The organism is Ferrovum sp. PN-J185 (assembly GCF_001581925.1).
In the GTDB taxonomy this organism is placed as follows: domain Bacteria; phylum Pseudomonadota; class Gammaproteobacteria; order Burkholderiales; family Ferrovaceae; genus PN-J185.
Genome location: NZ_LQZA01000004.1, coordinates 1 through 18,993, shown reverse-complemented (window position 1 = coordinate 18,993; position 18,993 = coordinate 1). Strand labels below are relative to the sequence as shown.

The window sequence follows — 18,993 nt, the reverse complement described above, 5'->3', positions numbered from 1 at the left end:
GAATAAATGACTAAACCACTTGGACTATCAGGACGAATAGCACATTACTTCCAAAGTGCACAAATTACCCCGTTACTGGCATTAGTTGCATTATTACTGGGTATTTTTGCCTTAATTGTAACTCCTCGTGAAGAAGAGCCACAAATCAACGTCACCATGGCTAATGTGTTAATCCCATTCCCTGGTGCCTCTGCTAAAGATGTCGAGCAAATGGTTTCTACTCCAGCAGAACAAGTGCTATCACAAATCCAAGGTATTGAACACGTATACTCCATTTCTCGTCCTGGTATGTCAATTATTACAGTGCAGTATAAAGTAGGAGTCCCGCGGATTGAGGCATTAGTTAGGTTGTATGATACGGTTAATGCTAATGCAGACTGGCTCCCTTCAGGTTTAGGGGTATTACCACCCATCATTAAACCAAAAGGAATCGATGATGTTCCTATTGTGGCTTTGACTTTATATAGCAAAGATCCTCATATTGGCAGTTATGATTTAGAAAGAGTTGCACATAGCATTGAGGTGGATATTAAACGTGTGGCGGGCACCAGAGAGGTTAAAACTATTGGTGGACCTGGACGTGTTGTAAATATACAAGTTGATGCGGCTCGATTAAACAGCGCAGGCCTTACTATAAGTGATTTACAAAGAACATTAGCCTCTGCAAATGTGGGTGCACCTTTAGGTCATTTATTAATTAATAATCAATCTATTCAATTAGAAACAAGCAACTTCCTAACTAATGCCCAAGACGTGTCACAGTTAATTGTTGGGGTACATGGAGGACGTCCAATTTATTTAAGTGAAGTAGCTCAAATAAATGATAATCCTCCCATTGCTCAGCGTTATGTGTGGTATGGCAAACATAACAATAACGTATCAGAGGAATATCCTGCAGTAACAGTCTCCGTAACAAAAAAACCCGGAGAAAATGCTATTGATGTTGCAAATGCTGTGATGACAAGAGTAGAAAGTCTTAAAAATACTATTATTCCTGCTAATGTTATCGTTGCTGAGACGAGAAACTATGGCGCTACAGCAAACGATAAAGCTAAAAAGCTTATTGAAAAACTATTGTTTGCAACTTCATCTGTCGTAGCGTTAGTATTTTTTGCATTAGGACGACGTGAAGCATTAATTGTCGGTAGTGCAGTGATTTTAACGTTAACGGTGACACTATTTGCCTCTTGGGCATGGGGATTTACACTTAATCGCGTTTCTTTATTTGCGTTGATTTTTTCAATAGGGATTTTAGTTGATGACGCCATTGTGGTTGTTGAAAATATCCATCGTCATCAATTACATCATCCTGATAAAACTTTATTACAACTTATTCCAGGTGCCGTTGATGAGGTGGGTGGTCCAACTATACTCGCTACTTTAACAGTAATAGCAGCATTGTTACCTATGGCATTTGTTACCGGCTTGATGGGGCCATATATGAGTCCTATTCCGATTAATGCAAGTATGGGAATGCTGTTATCACTCGCGATTGCATTTATAGTCACTCCATGGCTATCTCGAATTTGGCTAAAACCCAGTCAGCATCAATCGCATAGTGGTGGACTGGGTAGTAAATTACATCCATGGTTTGTGAAAATTTTTACACCGTTATTAGATGAAGTAAACGGTAAAAAAAATCGCAAAAAAATGGGGTTTGCGATAGGGTTACTCATTCTCATCTCTCTTGTTTTACCGGCTACAGGTTTGGTTTTACTTAAGATGCTTCCGTTTGATAATAAATCCGAGTTTCAGGTAATGGTAGATATGCCAGCTGGTACGTCGCTAGAAGAAACAGCTGCAGTAATGCATGAGTTAGGCGCTTATTTAGCTAAAGTACCTGAAGTGGTTGATTACCAAGCTTATGTGGGCACAGCATCCCCAATTAACTTTAATGGTTTAGTACGTCAGTACTATTTGAGAAGTGACAGTAATCAAGGTGACATACAAGTTAATTTGGTTGATAAACATCATCGTGATGAACAAAGCCATGCTATTGCAACACGAATTCGCCCTCAATTACAAAAAATTGGTCGCTTATATAACGCCAATATCAAGGTAGTAGAAGTACCACCTGGCCCACCAGTTCTCTCGCCAATCGTTGCAGAGGTATACGGTCCGAGTGATAGTGGGCGTCTAACTGTCGCTAAAGATGTGCGTGATGTATTTAGTCGGACTCCAAATGTTGTTGATGTGGATGACAGTAGTATCGTTAAAGCACCTAAAAAATTAATTCAGGTTGATCGTCGTAAAGCAGCACTTTATGGAGTCAGTCAACAGCAAGTGGTATCCACTCTACAAACTGCATTGAGTGGACAAGCTGCTACATGGTTTCATGATCAACGAAAATATCCCGCTGCTGCTTGGATTCAAATGTCTGGTAGAGAACAAGGCGATCTTGGAGCACTCTTACATTTTAGTGTTCATGGTAGTCAAGGGCAGCTCATTCCATTAAGTGAATTAGTCACTATTACAGATACTGTCAGAGAGCAGCCTATTTTTCATAAAGACTTATTACCTGTGAATTATGTTGTTGGTGATATGGCAGGTAAATTAGATAGTCCCTTGTACGGTATGTTTAAGATGCGCTCCCAAATTCATAACATAAGAACACCTAATGGAGAGCAATTAGTTGATTATTTTATACATCAACCTGCTGATCCTTATAGACATTATGCAATTAAATGGGATGGTGAATGGCAAGTAACCTACGAGACTTTCAGAGATATGGGAGCGGCTTATGCAGTAGGACTGATTTTAATTTATTTACTTGTTGTTGCCCAGTTTGGATCATATCTCACGCCACTCATTATCATGGCCCCAATTCCTCTAACAATTATTGGTGTGATGCCAGGTCATGCACTATTGGGAGCGCAATACACAGCAACGAGTATGATTGGTATGATTGCACTCGCCGGTATTATTGTTAGAAACTCAATTTTGCTGGTAGATTTTATAAATTTACAAGTTGCTGAAGGGGTTCCCTTTAAAGAGGCAATTATTCATTCGGCTGTAACACGTGCTCAGCCAATTTTACTAACAGGTTTGGCTGCTATGTTAGGCGCATTCTTTATTCTTGATGATCCTATTTTTAATGGGCTAGCTATTTCATTAATATTTGGCATATTTGTTTCTACCTTATTAACGCTGATTGTGATTCCAACTCTTTACTATGCGGCCTATCACAACAAGTTCACTCATTCAAATAACCCTTCAGAGGAGATCACACAATGACTTCATGGCGAGTAGTACGTGTAATTGCAGGAACTTTTATTTTATTGTCTCTTGCGTTAGGAATACCGGGTAGTCCTTTATTTGTTAGCCAATGGTGGCTTGCTTTCACAGCGTTTGTTGGTTTGAATTTACTCCAAAGCGGTCTAACTCGTTGGTGTTTAATGAACAATATACTTCGTAAATTATTTGGTTTACGCGAGGAGTGCTAATGAAAACGTTTCGGTCAAAGGCTCGTTTATTATCAGTAATAATTTCTCTTGCTATAACTGCACAAGGTGCATTTGCTACTGATTTAATTACTGTATTAAACGCCGCTCAGACCCATGACTTAGATTTCTTAGCAGCTCAATCTACCCATATGGCTGGGTTAACTAAGCATGATCAAGCAAATGCCATGTGGCGCCCTGATATTAGTGTGCAGGGTGGGGCTGGACGTATGAATCAACAAACACAAACTGCTGGTGCTCAATTTGTACAAAACGGTACAGTAGGAATCGCTAATTTTAATACTTCCATTAATCAAGGAACTTATAACATGTGGGCTGTTAGTATTCGTCAGCCTATCATTAATGGAGAACGCTCGTCTCAGTCACAAGCCTTACATATCGAAGCGAATACTGCTGAGCTGGAATGGCAAGCCGCACAACAAGATTTTATATTACGAACGATTAAGAAATATTTTGATGTTTCAATGGCGCTTGAGACAGTTAAAACTACACAAGAACAATTACAAGCAGTCCAAAAAGTACAGGGGGAAGCTCAGGCACGCTATAAATTAGGTGATGCGCCTATTTTGGATGTGCATGAGACAACTGCCCGCTTAGATGGGTTAAAAGCTCAATTACTAGCTGTACAAACAGATCTTGATATCAAAGAAAGCGCACTCTCAGACGCGACAGGAATTAATATAGAACAGTTAAAAATTATGATTCCAAGCGCAGGTGAAATTGTGTTTGATAAGAAGCCATTAGATTTTTGGCTATCCCAGGTAAATACCAGTAATCCTCAGCTGTTGGTTGCACTTAATCAGTTAAGTGAAGCACGTCAAAATGTTAAACGTTATCACGCGTTATCAAGCCCCTCACTGGATTTGGTTGGTCAGATCAATGATACGCACGTCTATGGATCAGGAGATTATGGTCCGAATGCTAGTAATCTAAATAGAGATGCTATGGTAGGCGTGCAACTGACTATTCCTCTCTATAACGGTGGTATGCGTATAGCAAAAGAAGATGAGGCAGCGCATCTTGCTGACGTAACGTTAGATAGAACAAATCGTTTGCGCCAGCAGATTGGTTTGCAAACAAAACAAGCATATCTTGGATTAACCGCAGGTGTAAATCGTGTGGAAGCATTGAAAGCTGCGTGGCAAGCGAGTGAAGCGAGACGAAAAGCAACTCAATTAGGTAAAAAAGTAGGTGATCGTACTACTTTGGATTTATTAAATGCTGAGACAGATGCTGCCAATGCTCATTTAAATTGGATTCAATCAAGAGTCGATTTGATAATCAATGAATTAAATTTAGCAGCACTTTCTGGGCAATTAACAGAAGATAGGATTAAAGAAATTAATAGCACACTGCAACCATTTTAAAAAAGGAGATAGAACATGGCCCATATAGTCGTATTAGGTGCAGGTACAGGGGGAATGCCTGCAGCCTATGAATTGAGAGAGAAGTTAGGTAAAGGTCACCGGATAACTGTGGTTAATGCGGTGGATTATTTCCAATTCGTGCCTTCTAATCCATGGATTGCAGTGGGCTGGCGCAGTCGGGATCAGATCACTTTCCCGATTAGACCTTATTTAGCAAAGAAAAATATAGAGTTTTTAGCTCAACCTGTATCTAAAATTGATGCTGAAGGTAGTGCTTTAGAGTTTCCTGACGGTAGTCGTTTAACCTATGATTATTTAATTATCGCAACAGGTCCTAAATTGGCCTTTGATGAGGTGGAAGGGGCAGGACCCAAACAGTTTACTCATTCAATTTGTACTGTTGATCACGCCGAAGAAGCGTATAAAGATTATCAAAATCTAATCAATAATCCTGGTCCAGTGATTATTGGTGCGCTTCCCGGAGCCTCTTGTTTTGGTCCAGCCTATGAATTTGCTTTTGTCGTTAACCGCGATCTTCGTCGTCGTAAACTTCGTCATAAAATCCCAATGACATATATTACTAGCGAACCCTATATTGGCCATTTGGGGTTGGGTGGGGTTGGTGATTCTAAATCCATGCTTGAAAGTGAAATGCGTAATAACGACATTAAATGGATTACTAACGCTAAAGTTACCAAAATTGAGAATGGCAAAATGTTTGTCACAGAACTTGATGAACTGGGTAATGTAAAAAAAGAACATGAAGTGCCTTTTAAATTCAGTATGATGTTGCCTGCCTTTAAAGGCGTCGATCCAGTAGCTGCTGTTGAGGGGTTGTGTAATCCAAGAGGAATGGTAATTGTTGACGAATATCAACGCAGTAAGAAGTATAAAAATATATTCTCAGCAGGAGTATGCGTTGCAATTCCACCTGTGGAAGTAACACCTGTTCCTACTGGAACTCCGAAAACAGGATATATGATTGAATCAATGGTTTCTGCAATTGTCCATAATATATGGGCAGATTTAAATGGTCACACACCTGATAGTAAAGGAACATGGAATGCATTTTGTCTTGCCGATATGGGCGACACAGGAGCCGCATTTATTGCTCTTCCTCAGATACCTCCACGTAATGTGAACTGGTTTAAAAAAGGGCGTTGGGTACATTGGGCAAAAATCGCTTTTGAAAAATACTTTATTTATAAAATGAAACAGGGTAGTTCTGAACCTATATACGAAAAACACGTATTAAAGTGGATAGGTATTGAACGTCTTCAAAATAACAAATAAAGGAAATACAAATGGGTTTATTCTCTAACTTATTTTCAGCGGGTGCGACACCAGAGCTACCAGCCAATGCCATGATTATAGATGTACGTAGTCAACAAGAATACGCCACTGGGCATGTGGATGGAGCGGTCAACTTACCATTGGATGAATTTAATGCGGGTATACAAAAGTTAGTTCCCGAAAAAGATACACCAGTTATCTTATGTTGCTTATCCGGCGGCCGATCAGGCCATGCTTGCAATATTATGAAACAGCAAGGATATAAAGCCGTATTCAATGGTGGTGGCGCAGTCCAATTAGCGCAGCGTTTGAAAAAAGAATTAAAAAGATAGGTGTGGTGAATGAAAAGCCTCAATAAACCAAAACTAGCTAAAGAGTTAGCAATAGTACTTCTGATCAAAGTATTTTTGCTAACTCTGTTATGGAGTGTTTTTGTTAGAAATCATGAAGTAACAGTAGATGCTGAGAAAGTATCTCAAAGTTTTGGTTTTCAATCCCAAGTTTCAGATCAACTTCAAGGAGCAAATCATGATAAGCGATGAACTAGTTAACCTATCGCGCCTACAATTCGCAGTAACTGCGCTTTACCATTTCTTATTCGTTCCATTAACAATTGGTATGGTGTGGATACTGGTAGTAATGGAAAGTGTTTATGTTATGACAGGTAAGACTATTTATAAGGACATGACACGCTTTTGGGGTAAGTTATTTGGGATTAATTTTGCCTTGGGTGTAACAACAGGTATTACGATGGAGTTCCAGTTTGGTACCAATTGGGCTTATTACTCTCATTATGTAGGTGATGTTTTTGGTGCTCCTTTAGCAATTGAGGGATTAATGGCCTTCTTCTTAGAATCAACATTTATTGGGTTATTCTTTTTTGCTTGGGACAGGCTGTCAAAACCAAAACATTTGATGGTGACGCTACTGATGGCTATTGGCACAAATTTATCAGCTATGTGGATTTTAATTGCCAATGGCTGGATGCAAAATCCCGTTGGTGCAGAATTTAACTATACCACGATGCGTATGGAATTAACTGACTTTGCAGCGATGCTCTTCAATCCAGACGCACAAGCAAAATTTGTTCATACTGTATCAGCAGGATACGTTACCGCATCAACTTTTGTATTAGCAATCTCAGCGTGGTACTTACTAAAAGGGCGTGATGTGGAGTTTGCTAAACGTAGTTTTAGAATTGCCGCAGCATTTGGTTTGGCTTCTGCATTATCCGTTATTGTACTTGGTGATGAGTCAGGCTACACGGTAGGGGAAGCACAACAAACTAAAATGGCTGCTATAGAGGCAATGTGGGAAACAGAACCAGCACCAGCTCCTTTTAATTTAGTGGCATCACCCAACGAGAAATTGCAGAAAAACGATTGGAGTATCCAAATTCCTTGGGTTATGGGTTTGATTGGCACTCGTTCTGTAACCAAACAGATTCCTGGTATACATGACATTAAGGAAAAAAATCGTCAACGTGTTATTTCAGGTATCGAGGCTGTGAAAGCACTTGAAATTATTCGTAACCATCCAGAGGATACGGCCGCAAAAGCGGTTTTTGAGGCTCATAAAAAAGATCTTGGGTTTGGTTTGTTGTTAAAACAATTTACCAATGACTTCACTCATGTCACTCCAGAACTGATAGACAAGGCTGTTAATTCCACAGTACCCAAAGTAGCACCCATGTTTTGGGGTTTCAGAATCATGGTGTTAATTGGTTTTATGCTATTAATGTTGTTTGCAATCTCTTTTTGGGCTAGTTTAAAAACCCGTTGCGAAAAAATGCCCTGGTTACTCAAATGGGCCTTTTTTATGTTCCCAATGCCATGGCTCGCTTGCGAGTTTGGTTGGTTTGTCGCTGAATATGGCCGTCAACCCTGGACAATTTATGGTGTTCTGCCTACCCATCTATCTGTTTCAACATTAAGTCCTGCTTCACTGTACGGATCAATTGGTGGATTTGTAGGGTTTTATACATTACTACTAATCGTTGAAGTCTATTTAATGGTTAAGTTTGCACGCCAAGGTCCAAGTAGTTTAGGTACTGGCCGTTATGATGGTGAAACTAATCTTGCTCATGGTCGTGCATAAAAGGAGTATGACATTATGGATTACGCTACATTAAAAATAATATGGTGGCTGTTAGTAGGTGTTTTGTTAGTTGGTTTTGCCATCATGGATGGCCATGATATGGGCGTGGGAACATTACTTCCTTTTGTTGGAAAAAATGATAGTGAACGTCGTGTGGTAATTAATACAGTAGGACCACACTGGGATGGTAATCAAGTTTGGTTTATTACTGGCGGTGGCGCTATCTTTGCTGCTTGGCCTATTGTTTATGCTACTGCTTTTTCTGGCTTTTACTGGGCTATGTTAGCGGTTCTATGGGCATTATTCTTTCGTCCTGTAGGCTTTGATTATCGCAGTAAAATCAATAATCCTACTTGGCGTAATACTTGGGACTGGGGTCTGTTTATTGGTGGAGCGGTGCCACCGCTGATTTTTGGTGTGGCTTTTGGTAACTTATTACAGGGTGTGCCATTTGGTTTTGATCAAAACCTAGCATCTACTTATACAGGATCCTTTTGGCAATTATTAAATCCCTTTGCGATATTAACGGGTGTTGTAAGTTCAGCAATGATTACCTTTCATGGTGGTGTATATCTTTCACATAGAACGGAAGGTATCATTCAACAACGCGCAATGAAAGCCTCATCTATTGCCGGTTTAATTATGATTATTGCCTTCACTGCTGCTGGTATTTGGCTTGCTAAAGATATTAGTGGATATGTGATTACTTCACCTGTAGATCCAGATCAGTTGGCTAATCCTTTGGCTAAAACTGTTATTCGTGAACAAGGCGCATGGCTTACTAACTATTACACTATGCCATGGACTAAAGTTGTTCCACTTGTCGCTTATTTAGGCGCATTTATCGCTATTTTTGCCTTACGTTTTAATAAAACTTTATTGGCTTTTGTTTTCTCATCGCTATCTATTGCTGGAGTAATTGGCACTGCTGGTGTATCTATGTTTCCTTTTATTATGCCATCGTCAACCATGTACAACTCGTCGTTAACGGTTTGGGACAGTGTATCTAGTAAAACGACTTTGGGCATCATGCTTGTAGCAGCATTGATATTTGTCCCAACAATTATTTTTTACACCTCTTGGGCATACAAAGTAATGGCTGGAAAAGTGACTTTACAGTTTATTAAAGATCACGACCATTCTGCTTATTAATATTGAGTAGTAATAGATTTAGGAGACTAAGTTATGTGGTATTTTGCTTGGGTTTTAGGTATAGGTTTTGCGGTGCTATTGGCAATATTAAATGCCATGTGGGGTGAGAATGAGAGTTCTCGTTTATTATCCAAAGATGAGATCGATCACTAATGAATGTAAATCCACAACAAAGTATTTGGACTGAACGCTATCAGTCTGTCGGTGATAATTACTTATTTGGTGAAGAACCGAATGCATTTTTAGTGAGACAGTTAAATTTATTTAAACCAGGTCAGAAAGTATTATGTATAGCCGATGGAGAAGGACGAAATTCTGTTTGGTTGGCAAGACAGGGTTTAGATGTTACAGCTGTTGAAATTTCAAATGTAGCGGTTGAAAAAGCCAAACGCTTAGCTGATAAATACCATACCACCGTTAATTTTGAATGCGCTGATTTGTTATCAGACAGTTGGATTAAAGAACATTCAACCGTTCAGTATGACTGGGTAGTTGCTATTTTTGTCCAGTTTGCCGATCCGATAACAAGACAAAAGTTATTTTCTGTTATAACGCAACTCACTCGTCCCGGGGGAGGATTAGTGCTACAGGGTTATACACCAAAACAGCTTGAATATAAGACAGGAGGACCTTCTGTTTTAGAAAATCTCTACACAGAGGAGATCATCCGGTCTTTACTGCAGGATTGGCGTATTGAACAATTAACTCAATATGAAGAGATGGTCTCAGAGGGAAAGGGGCACCATGGTCTGTCTGCATTAATGGGCGTCATTGCGCGTAAGCCTTAACAAAAGAACTCTTTAAGTGCGAAGGTCTTAGCGGGGGAGGCGTCCCCCGCATTTTTTAAGCCCATTTAATTGAGCAACCAACTGAAGGCGTTTGTTTCTCAGGGCCTTTCCCGCCTTGTGCAATTGTAGCCATAGCGTCAAAAAGCTCCCTTTCTCTGTTTTCTGGAGCCCTATTAATTCCATACGGATCCAGTCGACCTCTATATTGTAGTTTTAATTGATGATTAAATCCAAAGAAGTCAGGTGTGCAAACTGCGTTATATCTTTTTGCGATCTCTTGTGTTGTATCAATCACATATGGAAAGGGAAAGTTGAGTTCTTTGGCCCAATGACGCATGTTTTCAAAACTGTCCTCTGGATAACTTTTAACATCATTACTCATAATAGCTATACTATTAATACCGTATGATTGTAATTCCTGACAGTCTTCACATAGTCTTTGAATAATTGCTTTTACATAGGGGCAATGGTTACAAATGAACATTACCAGTAAACCATTTTCACCACGACTGTTTTGTAATGTATATGTTTTTCCGTCAACACCTGTGAGGGCAAAATCGGTAGCTGGCCAATTAAAGTTACATATCGGTGAACTTAAAGCAGGCATAGTGTATCCGTTTGATAGAATTAGGAAATTAAATTTTAAGGTAAATTACTAATCGTGAGTATTTATTTATATAAACGATCTTTATTGATATCAACTTTAGTATCCATTGTACTTGTTATTTTGACCGCATTAACTGGTATGTTATTTTTACCTGGCGCGTGGTATGAAGGACTATATAAACCGCATTGGACTCCACCCAATATCGTATTTCCGATAATGTGGTCAACACTTTACCTGATTGATATGTTAGTTGGTGCTTGGGTAATTCAAAAAGGAATAAAACAACTATTATTTATATGGTTATTGCAATTAATATTTAACGCTTGTTGGTCTTATTTGGTATTTGGACACCACCAATTATTTTTAGGTTTACTAGATATTGTTTTTCTTTGGCTAACAATATTGTTGTTTTTATTGTCCGTTTTTAATAAACAAAGAGTAATTTTTATTTTATTTATTCCATATCTATTATGGGTTAGTATCGCAATGATACTCAACCTTAATCTATGGCTCCTAAACTAAACAGAATTGAATAATGTTCTATTTAAAAAAAATTCTTAGTGCATGGATTATTCCACCAATTTCCTTAATAGTTGTGGCGTTAATAGGGACTTTACTTATACGTCGACGCCCCGTACTAGCAAAAAATATTATTATTGGTTGTCTTGGTTTAACCTTGTTTTTGTCGTTTTATCCTGTGACGGATTTGTTAATGTGGAAGTTACAACCAAGTCACGTATTGACTCAAAAAGAATTAGAAAAGGCACAGGCTATAGTGGTTCTTGGAGGAGGAACATATGTCAATGCCCCTGAGTATGGTTCTGATACTGTTAGTCGTTTTACTCTAGAAAGAGTTCGTTATGCCGTAGAACTGCAACGCCTATCTCATTTACCCATCCTTGTTACAGGGGGGAGTGTCTACGGGGAAGTCTCGGATGCAAGGGCAATGCAAGCTACTATTATTCATGATTTTGCAGGTAGGGTTGAGTGGATTGAGGATCATTCAAGGGATACTGCTGAAAATGCGTTGTATTCGGCAAGTTTACTTCATGTGGCAGGTATTAATCGCGTAATATTAGTTAGCCAAGCATGGCATTTAAAACGTGCACAACAGTTATTTGAACAAGAAGGATTGACGGTATACCTTGGTCCGACAGGATTTGTTACTTATCCTCATAGTTTTTTATATATGATATTACCTCATTCTGAAGCACTAATGATGAGTTGCGTTGCTCTTCATGAATGGCTAGGTATTGTAGTAGATAGAGTTTTTAAAGGAGTTAAAACACATGGAGAATAATGGTTCATGGGAACGCGATGTAATTATTCAGTTAGCTACATCAGCTCTCGCTGAGCAAAAAGCTGCTCGACGTTGGCGAATTTTTTTTAGAGCAAGCACATTATTAATTGTATTTGTTATTGCTTGGTGGGTGTTAGTGAAAGAATCCGGAAAAAACATCTCTTCTGGAGGAAAACATACTGCTGAAGTTCAATTAAAAGGTGAGATTTCATCTGACAACACCAGTGCTGAAAAAATTATCCAGGGATTGGATGATGCTTATGATGATCCGAATACAGTTGGCGTTATATTGAGAATAAATAGCCCTGGTGGAAGTCCCGTACAAGCAGGACAGATTTATGATGAAATAAAACGCTTAAGAAAAGCCCATCCTTCAGTCCCGATCTATTCTGTAGTTGAAGACTTGTGCGCATCAGGTGCTTATTATGTTGCCGCAGCCACTGACAAGATTTATGTCGATAAAGCCAGTATTGTGGGATCTATTGGGGTCATTATGAATGGCTTCGGTTTTACTGACACCATGAAAAAATTAGGTGTAGAAAGACGTTTGATTATTGCAGGTGAAAATAAAGCATTTCTAGATCCCTTTTCTCCAGAAAATCCAAAACAGATGAGTTATGCTAAAAATATGCTTGAAGAAATACATCAGCAGTTTATTCAGGCAGTTAGAACGGGGAGGGGCGAACGATTACATGAAACGCCAGATATGTTCTCTGGTTTAGTGTGGACTGGTGAAAAAAGTATACAGTTAGGTTTAACAGACGGATTAGGTAATGTTAAGTCTGTGGCCAAAGATGTGATTAAAGCCAAAAATATTGTTGATTTTACTCCCACTGAGGACATTACTGACCGTTTAGCAAAACGTTTGGGTTCCACTGAGTCACATATTAGCTGGCAAAGTGTACTGGGACTTTTTTCAATAAACTAAGGCTTTAATTGTAATTTTTTTGAGAGCTTATCCATGAAAGACTGAGTTTTAATTACTGTTCTTTCATGGATAGCTTCACCGATCAGATCGATCCCATCAACTGCGGTAATTTTAAAAGTAATTTTTCGGCCATTTACTGCTGTGACCAATGCCGTTGCTTCAACCTTAAACCCCAAAGGTGTAGCAGCCAAATGCTTTAATTCGATGGCTGTACCTAAAGCAGTTTCGCCCTCATCAAAGAATGGTTTGATCGCATTTAAAGCGGCATTTTCCATTACAGCAACTAGCATGGGCGTTGAAAAGACTGGCGCTAAAGAAGAGTCTTTAAGTTGACTTGCCAAATGATGTTCTTGAACAATTAAACTTGCGTATCCAATCGTATTATCTGGGATCTCTCTCATGTTTTTGTGGGTGGTTGAGTAATATTTTCGTTAGGATTGAATTTAACTGCAGAAATACGTGCAAAGATTAATACGGCCAATAGTGCGGTTAGAGTGAGGATAATTTCCCATTCAATTGTATTATTATATAAATCGATTAAAATTTCTCTTAAGATAAATGCAATGCCTACTTCAGAGAGAACACGTAACCTGATTCTATGGTATTCAAAGTAGTCACTAAATGTTCTGAAGAGTTCAATGAGTACAAATACCGAGAGAACATCAATAACTAAATCTCTAGCCCAACTATCAACTAAACCATGAGAGAGATTATGTCCAGGAATTCCTGAGCGGATAGAGTTGAATGCTGAACCCAAGTCTATGAATACACCAAATACTGTTGCAATTAAGATAAGTAGCATTACGATAATCATGATCGTGATGATCACATCAAGTGCTTTACCATAAAAACTGACAATTTGATTTTTAAACATAGTCAACTTACCGTATTAGATTATTGTCATTGACACAATGTAACATGTTAGACTGAATTATTAAAATTTATTATATTATTCAATGTATAAGCTATATAGTTATTGGAGAAGCTCTGCAGCATTTAGAGTAAGAATTGCGCTTAATATCAAGAAAGTTCCTGTAGAGATTATTCCTGTACCGTTGACATCCAAAGATGTTAATCTTGATCTACAATTGTTACGAAATATAAATCCAGCAGGGGCTGTCCCAGTTCTTACTAATGGCGATATTTCTTTAACTCAATCTTTGGCAATTTTAGACTATTTAGAAGAGTGTTACCCTACACCCTCGTTGTTACCTAGTGATAAAGTTGAGCGTGCTAATATCAGGGCATTAGCCCAAGATGTGGCATGTGACATGCATCCTTTAAATAATTTACAAGTATTACGTTTTTTACTAAAAACCATGAAGGTAAGCAAAGAACAAAAAGATGACTGGGTTGTTCATTGGTTACAAAATGGTTTTACTCGTATAGAAGAAAAACTATCGAGGAGACATATTAAAGAAGGCCAATTTGTTTTAGGTAACCAAATTTCACTTTTTGAAGTCTGTTTGATACCGCAAGTTAGAAATGCAATAGCAGTCAATCTGGATTTTTCTTCTTATCCATTAATACGTTCTATCTATGATAAAGCCATGACTTTACCTGAATTTATTAAGGCTTCATGGGAGCAACAATCTGATTACGGGAAGTAAAAAAATGTCACCTTTCAGAATTCTGTTTTTTATATTTGCGTTTATTTTATTAATTGCAATTATTCAATTAAACATTATTACAGTTGCCTTCGATAAGCTTGGTTTGTCTAATCATTCAGCCTATCTATTAATTATGGCAACCTTGATTGGTAGTATGATTAATTTGCCATTTATTACTCTAAAAGCTGACAGTACCTTAGCTAAAGAAGACCCATTCGCTAATTTCCCCCAACAGCTTTTCCGACGGCCTCCTTTTATTGGCAAAACCGAAATAAGAATTAATGTCGGTGGTGCATTATTACCGGTTATATTTTCTCTTTATTTACTTATGCACCATCCTATTTCTGTTATTCAATTTGTTGTTGCTGTTGGGTGTGTATCAGGTATTTCATATTGGATTAGTAAACCTGTTCCGGGTATGGGTATTGGTATGCCAATCTTTATTGCTCCTATTGCCGCTGCCATTGTGTCTTCCATACTTAATCCGGAGGAAAGAGCTGCTTTGGCCTATGTCAGTGGAACCTTGGGAGTATTAATTGGCGCTGATATCATTCGCTTAAAAGATATTAGACATTTGGGAGCCCCCATTGCATCCATTGGTGGAGCTGGTAGTTTTGACGGAATCTTTATAACGGGTTTTATTGCTGTGTTACTTGCATAACCCCGGTTGCTGTAAATTAAGTCTACTGGCAGGGTTAACTACTTAACGATTTGACTTTAGTTTCCAAGACATCATTAAGCTTCCGATACCCATTGAACCGCAGGCAAAAACCCAAGCTATGGTTTTATGTTGTCCACCTAAAATATCAAGAATGATTCCTACAACAATTGGCCCTAAAAAACCTGCTCCAAATCCTGCCAGTGAATAGATTGCCATCGCAGCTCCCCTGATTGATTTAGGAGTGATTTCAATAAGACCTGCTGTAAGAGCTCCTGAATCAGCCATAACACTAAAGAAATAAATGGGTAATAGAAGAAGTAAAATCCATATATGATGGATAAACAGCCCACAAGCCCATGCCAATATGCCTGAGATTAACATGGTTCTTTTTATGAATTGTGCTCTACTGTTTTGTGAAGCGAACTCATTCCCTAAAATACTAGCTGGGATACCTACTAAATTAATTATGGCTGCGGTCAATGTTGCCGAATATCGTCCGTGTAATCCTTCAGTCAGAATAACAACTATCCATGAACGAAAGGCAAACAATTCCCAACAATGTACAGAATAACCAAATATATAGTTCCTAATATTCCTATTTCTTAATGCGTTAAGTTGCCCAGTAATGAGTGAGTGGGGCTGTTTTTTTGCATGGTGCATATTCTGTAGCGCTATTGCAATAATAAACATCGCTAAGAGAGGTAATATCCCATTAATAAAGAATGCGGTAGTGATGTTGCTAATGTGGCTAACCCAACCTGTCAGGGCATAAGATAAAGACGCCCCAATGCCAAAGGTCGATGTGTAAAAGGCCACGTAACGTGTTTGTAAATGCTCTGGCATACGGTCTGTTAGCGCTCGTAAACCCGGCATATAGGTACCAGCAAGTCCAGCGCCGCACAGTAATTGTGAAAGACATCCTAGGTACCAATTATGAGCAATATAAATAAATAAAATGCTACCGATCCCGGCTAAACCTGATCCAATTAAATATATTTTTTTTGCATCTATTCTGTCAGTGGCTCCGGAGAGGTGTGAGATACTAATTAGGTAACCTAAAAAATAAGAGCCGCCTAATAAACCTTCTTGGGTGGCTGACAGATGCCATTCTTTTACTAATTGAGGTAGTAGCGCTGGAATGGAGGAAAAAGGCGCCATGGTTAATATTTCGCTACTACAAAGTAGTAAAAGCAGTTTTATTGGTGTCATTAAATGAATGATAATATTTATATACTTTCTTATTTCAACATTAAATTATGTCTGTATCTACTGTCAATTCTCTATCTCGTCCTAATACAACTGCGCACATAGTAGCTCAAGCTTTATTAGATGGATTTAATCGACATTATCGATTGTTTCGCGAAGCGTCCCAGAGAGCAAAGCGGTTATTTGAGCAAAAAAATTGGCTCGAATTACAACAAATAGCAGTAGAACGTATTGAGTTTTATGATCGACGAGTACATGAGGCAGTTAAAAATCTAATCGAACAATTTAATGCGGACGCGTTAGATGACGACACGTGGCAACAAATCAAACTTGAATATATCGTTTTACTAACAGATCATAAACAGCCGGAACTTGCCGAAAGCTTTTTTAACTCGGTTTTTTGTCAAATTCTTCACCGTTCTTACTACAATAATGATTTTATTTTTGTAAGACCTGGTGTTTCAACTGAACATATTGATTCTGATCCCCCAGCATATCGTTGTTACTATCCTCTAAGAGATGGATTACGTTATATCATTAAGCAGGTCTACCAAGATTTGGGATTTACTCAACCCATCACATACATTAAGCGTGACTTAAGAAGATTGTTAAGAGTCTGGCGTAACCATTTACCCTATCCATTGATCTTGGAAGCCAATCATCAAATTCAAGTGTTAAGTAGTGTTTTTTACCGCAATACTTCAGCGTATATTGTGGGCAGAATGATTAACGGGGGTAATCAGTATCCTTTTGTTGTGGCATTGATGCATGATGACAAGAAGGGGATAGAGGTGGATGCATTATTGTTAACCCCAGAACAGCTCTCCGTATTTGTAAATTCCAGTCGCGCCTATTTTTTCGTAGACATGGAAGTCCCGTCAGCTTTCGTAGAGTTTTTACATAGTATGTTGCCTCAGAAACCTAAGGCTGAGCTATACAGTATTTTGGGTCTTCATAAACAAGGGAAAACTCTTTTTTATCGCGATTTTTTACATCATCTTAAGTATTCGAGTGATGATTTTATTGTGGCACCAGGTATACGTGGGTTGGTTATGGCTGTGTTTACCCTTCCTTCTTATCCTTATGTATTTAAAGTTATTAAAGATGTCATTTCACCACCAAAACAAATTAATAGAGAACAAGTAAAAGCTAAATACCTATTAGTTAAACAACATGATCGTGTGGGGCGCATGGCAGATACATTAGAGTATTCTAATGTGGCCTTCCCCAAGCATCGATTTACCCAGGAATTACTTGATGAATTAAAGCGATTAGCACCATCTCAAATAGAAGAATCAGTTGATACGCTTATTGTGAAGCATTTATATATTGAGCGTCGCATGGTGCCATTAAATATTTATATGGATAAAGCCAATGATGAACAAATTGCGCATGCTATTTCAGAATTTGGTGACGCTTTAAAAGATTTGGCTGCGGTAAATATTTTCGCTGGCGACTTATTATTTAAAAATTTTGGTGTAACGCGATTTGGCAGAGTGGTTTTTTATGATTATGACGAAATCGACTATATAACCAATTGCCATTTCAGAAAAATACCGCCGCCACGTTTTGAAGAGGATGAATTATCAGCAGAACCCTGGTATTCAGTGGATCCTAATGACATCTTTCCAGAGGAGTTTGAGTATTTTTTACTCACTGACCCAAAAGTAAAACAGTATTTTTTAGCAAAACATAAAGATTTACTTGATGCCAGCTGGTGGCAAGCAATGCAGCATGAAATACAAAGGGGGCGAGTAGTGGATGTCTTCCCTTATCCTCAATCACAGAGATTTTCTGTTATTTTTAAAGAAGGCTTACCAATATACCTAAGAGCAAGTATTGGCCAGGGTTTCCGAGGACTTGCTAGTCACGAAAGAGCATTGAGTTCTGGTAGAAAACGCCCTCTTGGTCGATTTTCATTTGACAGCGATTAAATTAGTTAGTATAGTAGCTGACTCTACTCACCTGACGCGGGGTGGAGCAGTCTGGCAGCTCGTCGGGCTCATAACCCGAAGGTCGTAGGTTCAAATCCTACCCCCGCAACCAGATTGAGAATGTTCTTTAAAATTTAGATAAACCGATAGGTGTGGGTACTAGTGAGGAGTAATTTATTAGTATTGACACTTAAAATTTCCGTTAGGTTATTTGAGTGATTTTGTGTAGGAATTGAACTGAAGAGTTTGATCCTGGCTCAGATTGAACGCTGGCGGCATGCTTTACACATGCAAGTCGAACGGCAGCACGGGGGCAACCCTGGTGGCGAGTGGCGAACGGGTGAGTAATACATCGGAACGTATCCTTGAGTGGGGGATAACGCAGCGAAAGTTGTGCTAATACCGCATGAGCTCTGAGGAGGAAAGTGGGGGACCGTAAGGCCTCACGCTGGAAGGGGCGGCCGATGTCCGATTAGCTAGTTGGTGAGGTAAAGGCTCACCAAGGCTTCGATCGGTAGCTGGTCTGAGAGGATGATCAGCCACACTGGGACTGAGACACGGCCCGGACTCCTACGGGAGGCAGCAGTGG

20 protein-coding genes, 1 tRNA gene and 1 rRNA gene are annotated in these 18,993 nt (G+C 38.9%); 18 read left to right on the top strand and 4 right to left on the bottom strand.

Annotation, left to right across the window (positions count from 1 at the left end; all coding sequences use genetic code 11):
* Positions 1 to 6 precede the first annotated feature (6 nt).
* Genes FV185_RS07805 through FV185_RS07765 form a run of 10 tightly spaced genes read left to right on the top strand, consistent with a single transcriptional unit; the run spans position 7 to position 10,158 of the window.
* The gene (locus tag FV185_RS07805; protein ID WP_067496051.1) at positions 7 to 3,234 is read left to right on the top strand and encodes an efflux RND transporter permease subunit; all 3,228 of its coding nucleotides are present in this window, start codon (positions 7 to 9) and stop codon (positions 3,232 to 3,234) included.
* A complete protein-coding gene (locus FV185_RS07800; RefSeq protein WP_067496047.1) occupies positions 3,231 to 3,443 on the top strand; it encodes a YgaP family membrane protein in 213 nt (70 codons plus the stop codon). Before FV185_RS07805 ends, FV185_RS07800 begins: the two co-directional genes overlap by 4 nt.
* Positions 3,443 to 4,828, top strand: a complete 1,386-nt coding sequence (locus tag FV185_RS07795; protein ID WP_067496044.1) for a TolC family protein — start codon at positions 3,443 to 3,445, stop codon at positions 4,826 to 4,828. The genes FV185_RS07800 and FV185_RS07795 overlap by 1 nt, the downstream gene beginning before the upstream one ends.
* A gap of 15 nt (positions 4,829 to 4,843) precedes the next feature.
* Positions 4,844 to 6,121, top strand: coding sequence for an NAD(P)/FAD-dependent oxidoreductase (locus tag FV185_RS07790; protein WP_067496041.1), 1,278 nt, complete (start codon positions 4,844 to 4,846; stop codon positions 6,119 to 6,121).
* A gap of 11 nt (positions 6,122 to 6,132) precedes the next feature.
* Positions 6,133 to 6,453, top strand: coding sequence for a rhodanese-like domain-containing protein (locus FV185_RS07785; protein WP_067496039.1), 321 nt, complete (start codon positions 6,133 to 6,135; stop codon positions 6,451 to 6,453).
* Between the two features lie 9 nt (positions 6,454 to 6,462).
* Positions 6,463 to 6,663: a cytochrome oxidase putative small subunit CydP gene (gene cydP, locus FV185_RS07780; RefSeq protein WP_067496037.1), complete on the top strand. Its 201-nt coding sequence runs from the start codon at positions 6,463 to 6,465 to the stop codon at positions 6,661 to 6,663.
* Entirely contained in the window at positions 6,650 to 8,218 is a 1,569-nt protein-coding gene (locus tag FV185_RS07775) for a cytochrome ubiquinol oxidase subunit I (protein WP_067496035.1), read from the top strand. The genes cydP and FV185_RS07775 overlap by 14 nt, the downstream gene beginning before the upstream one ends.
* 15 nt (positions 8,219 to 8,233) lie before the next feature.
* Positions 8,234 to 9,370, top strand: a complete 1,137-nt coding sequence (cydB, locus tag FV185_RS07770) for a cytochrome d ubiquinol oxidase subunit II (protein ID WP_067496033.1) — start codon at positions 8,234 to 8,236, stop codon at positions 9,368 to 9,370.
* Between the two features lie 33 nt (positions 9,371 to 9,403).
* Complete coding sequence (gene cydX / locus FV185_RS09450) at positions 9,404 to 9,523, top strand: cytochrome bd-I oxidase subunit CydX (protein ID WP_082787092.1); 120 nt, start codon at positions 9,404 to 9,406, stop codon at positions 9,521 to 9,523.
* On the top strand, positions 9,523 to 10,158 hold the full coding sequence (locus tag FV185_RS07765) for a class I SAM-dependent methyltransferase (RefSeq protein WP_067496030.1): 636 nt from the start codon (positions 9,523 to 9,525) through the stop codon (positions 10,156 to 10,158). Before cydX ends, FV185_RS07765 begins: the two co-directional genes overlap by 1 nt.
* A gap of 55 nt (positions 10,159 to 10,213) precedes the next feature.
* On the opposite strand, the gene FV185_RS07760 is transcribed toward FV185_RS07765, so the two are convergent.
* Entirely contained in the window at positions 10,214 to 10,765 is a 552-nt protein-coding gene (locus FV185_RS07760; RefSeq protein ID WP_067496027.1) for a thioredoxin family protein, read from the bottom strand.
* Positions 10,766 to 10,819: 54 nt separating this feature from the next.
* Here FV185_RS07760 and FV185_RS07755 point away from each other — a divergent pair, with 54 nt between their 5' ends.
* From FV185_RS07755 to FV185_RS07745, 3 genes are read left to right on the top strand one after another with little or no spacing between them, the layout of a single operon-like run.
* Positions 10,820 to 11,287 (top strand): TspO/MBR family protein, encoded by a 468-nt coding sequence (locus FV185_RS07755; RefSeq protein WP_082787091.1) that lies wholly within the window; start codon positions 10,820 to 10,822, stop codon positions 11,285 to 11,287.
* A 13-nt stretch (positions 11,288 to 11,300) separates the two neighbouring features.
* On the top strand, positions 11,301 to 12,065 hold the full coding sequence (locus FV185_RS07750; protein ID WP_067496024.1) for a YdcF family protein: 765 nt from the start codon (positions 11,301 to 11,303) through the stop codon (positions 12,063 to 12,065).
* Positions 12,055 to 12,993, top strand: coding sequence for a S49 family peptidase (locus FV185_RS07745; RefSeq protein ID WP_067496021.1), 939 nt, complete (start codon positions 12,055 to 12,057; stop codon positions 12,991 to 12,993). The genes FV185_RS07750 and FV185_RS07745 overlap by 11 nt, the downstream gene beginning before the upstream one ends.
* Here FV185_RS07745 and FV185_RS07740 read toward each other — a convergent pair.
* Positions 12,990 to 13,394: a thioesterase family protein gene (locus FV185_RS07740; protein ID WP_067496018.1), complete on the bottom strand. Its 405-nt coding sequence runs from the start codon at positions 13,392 to 13,394 to the stop codon at positions 12,990 to 12,992. The genes FV185_RS07745 and FV185_RS07740 overlap by 4 nt on opposite strands.
* Positions 13,391 to 13,867, bottom strand: coding sequence for a phosphate-starvation-inducible PsiE family protein (locus tag FV185_RS07735; RefSeq protein ID WP_067496015.1), 477 nt, complete (start codon positions 13,865 to 13,867; stop codon positions 13,391 to 13,393). Before FV185_RS07735 ends, FV185_RS07740 begins: the two co-directional genes overlap by 4 nt.
* Positions 13,868 to 13,949: 82 nt before the next feature.
* Between FV185_RS07735 and maiA the strand changes: the two genes are divergently transcribed.
* Together maiA and FV185_RS07725 are read left to right on the top strand one after the other, a co-directional pair.
* Positions 13,950 to 14,603 (top strand): maleylacetoacetate isomerase, encoded by a 654-nt coding sequence (gene maiA / locus FV185_RS07730; protein WP_067496012.1) that lies wholly within the window; start codon positions 13,950 to 13,952, stop codon positions 14,601 to 14,603.
* A 4-nt stretch (positions 14,604 to 14,607) separates the two neighbouring features.
* A complete protein-coding gene (locus FV185_RS07725; RefSeq protein ID WP_067496009.1) occupies positions 14,608 to 15,264 on the top strand; it encodes a DUF1614 domain-containing protein in 657 nt (218 codons plus the stop codon).
* Positions 15,265 to 15,306: 42 nt separating this feature from the next.
* On the opposite strand, the gene FV185_RS07720 is transcribed toward FV185_RS07725, so the two are convergent.
* Positions 15,307 to 16,473, bottom strand: a complete 1,167-nt coding sequence (locus FV185_RS07720; RefSeq protein WP_082787090.1) for an MFS transporter — start codon at positions 16,471 to 16,473, stop codon at positions 15,307 to 15,309.
* A gap of 47 nt (positions 16,474 to 16,520) precedes the next feature.
* Between FV185_RS07720 and aceK the strand changes: the two genes are divergently transcribed.
* The 3 genes from aceK to FV185_RS07705 form a co-directional block, all read left to right on the top strand.
* The gene (gene aceK / locus FV185_RS07715) at positions 16,521 to 18,404 is read left to right on the top strand and encodes a bifunctional isocitrate dehydrogenase kinase/phosphatase (protein ID WP_082787089.1); all 1,884 of its coding nucleotides are present in this window, start codon (positions 16,521 to 16,523) and stop codon (positions 18,402 to 18,404) included.
* A gap of 35 nt (positions 18,405 to 18,439) precedes the next feature.
* A tRNA-Met gene (locus FV185_RS07710) sits at positions 18,440 to 18,516 on the top strand.
* A gap of 122 nt (positions 18,517 to 18,638) precedes the next feature.
* Positions 18,639 to 18,993: ribosomal RNA gene (locus FV185_RS07705) — 16S ribosomal RNA — on the top strand; the annotation flags it as partial.

Coding starts and splice junctions, on each gene's coding strand:
- cydX (WP_082787092.1), top strand. CDS start 9,404: ATGTGGTATTTTGCTTGGGTTTTAGGTATAGGTTTTGCGGTGCTATTG.
- cydP (WP_067496037.1), top strand. CDS start 6,463: ATGAAAAGCCTCAATAAACCAAAACTAGCTAAAGAGTTAGCAATAGTA.
- maiA (WP_067496012.1), top strand. CDS start 13,950: ATGTATAAGCTATATAGTTATTGGAGAAGCTCTGCAGCATTTAGAGTA.
- FV185_RS07765 (WP_067496030.1), top strand. CDS start 9,523: ATGAATGTAAATCCACAACAAAGTATTTGGACTGAACGCTATCAGTCT.
- FV185_RS07735 (WP_067496015.1), bottom strand. CDS start 13,867: ATGTTTAAAAATCAAATTGTCAGTTTTTATGGTAAAGCACTTGATGTG.
- FV185_RS07805 (WP_067496051.1), top strand. CDS start 7: ATGACTAAACCACTTGGACTATCAGGACGAATAGCACATTACTTCCAA.
- FV185_RS07800 (WP_067496047.1), top strand. CDS start 3,231: ATGACTTCATGGCGAGTAGTACGTGTAATTGCAGGAACTTTTATTTTA.
- aceK (WP_082787089.1), top strand. CDS start 16,521: ATGTCTGTATCTACTGTCAATTCTCTATCTCGTCCTAATACAACTGCG.
- cydB (WP_067496033.1), top strand. CDS start 8,234: ATGGATTACGCTACATTAAAAATAATATGGTGGCTGTTAGTAGGTGTT.
- FV185_RS07750 (WP_067496024.1), top strand. CDS start 11,301: ATGTTCTATTTAAAAAAAATTCTTAGTGCATGGATTATTCCACCAATT.
- FV185_RS07740 (WP_067496018.1), bottom strand. CDS start 13,394: ATGAGAGAGATCCCAGATAATACGATTGGATACGCAAGTTTAATTGTT.
- FV185_RS07720 (WP_082787090.1), bottom strand. CDS start 16,473: ATGACACCAATAAAACTGCTTTTACTACTTTGTAGTAGCGAAATATTA.
- FV185_RS07775 (WP_067496035.1), top strand. CDS start 6,650: ATGATAAGCGATGAACTAGTTAACCTATCGCGCCTACAATTCGCAGTA.
- FV185_RS07745 (WP_067496021.1), top strand. CDS start 12,055: ATGGAGAATAATGGTTCATGGGAACGCGATGTAATTATTCAGTTAGCT.
- FV185_RS07785 (WP_067496039.1), top strand. CDS start 6,133: ATGGGTTTATTCTCTAACTTATTTTCAGCGGGTGCGACACCAGAGCTA.
- FV185_RS07725 (WP_067496009.1), top strand. CDS start 14,608: ATGTCACCTTTCAGAATTCTGTTTTTTATATTTGCGTTTATTTTATTA.
- FV185_RS07760 (WP_067496027.1), bottom strand. CDS start 10,765: ATGCCTGCTTTAAGTTCACCGATATGTAACTTTAATTGGCCAGCTACC.
- FV185_RS07790 (WP_067496041.1), top strand. CDS start 4,844: ATGGCCCATATAGTCGTATTAGGTGCAGGTACAGGGGGAATGCCTGCA.
- FV185_RS07795 (WP_067496044.1), top strand. CDS start 3,443: ATGAAAACGTTTCGGTCAAAGGCTCGTTTATTATCAGTAATAATTTCT.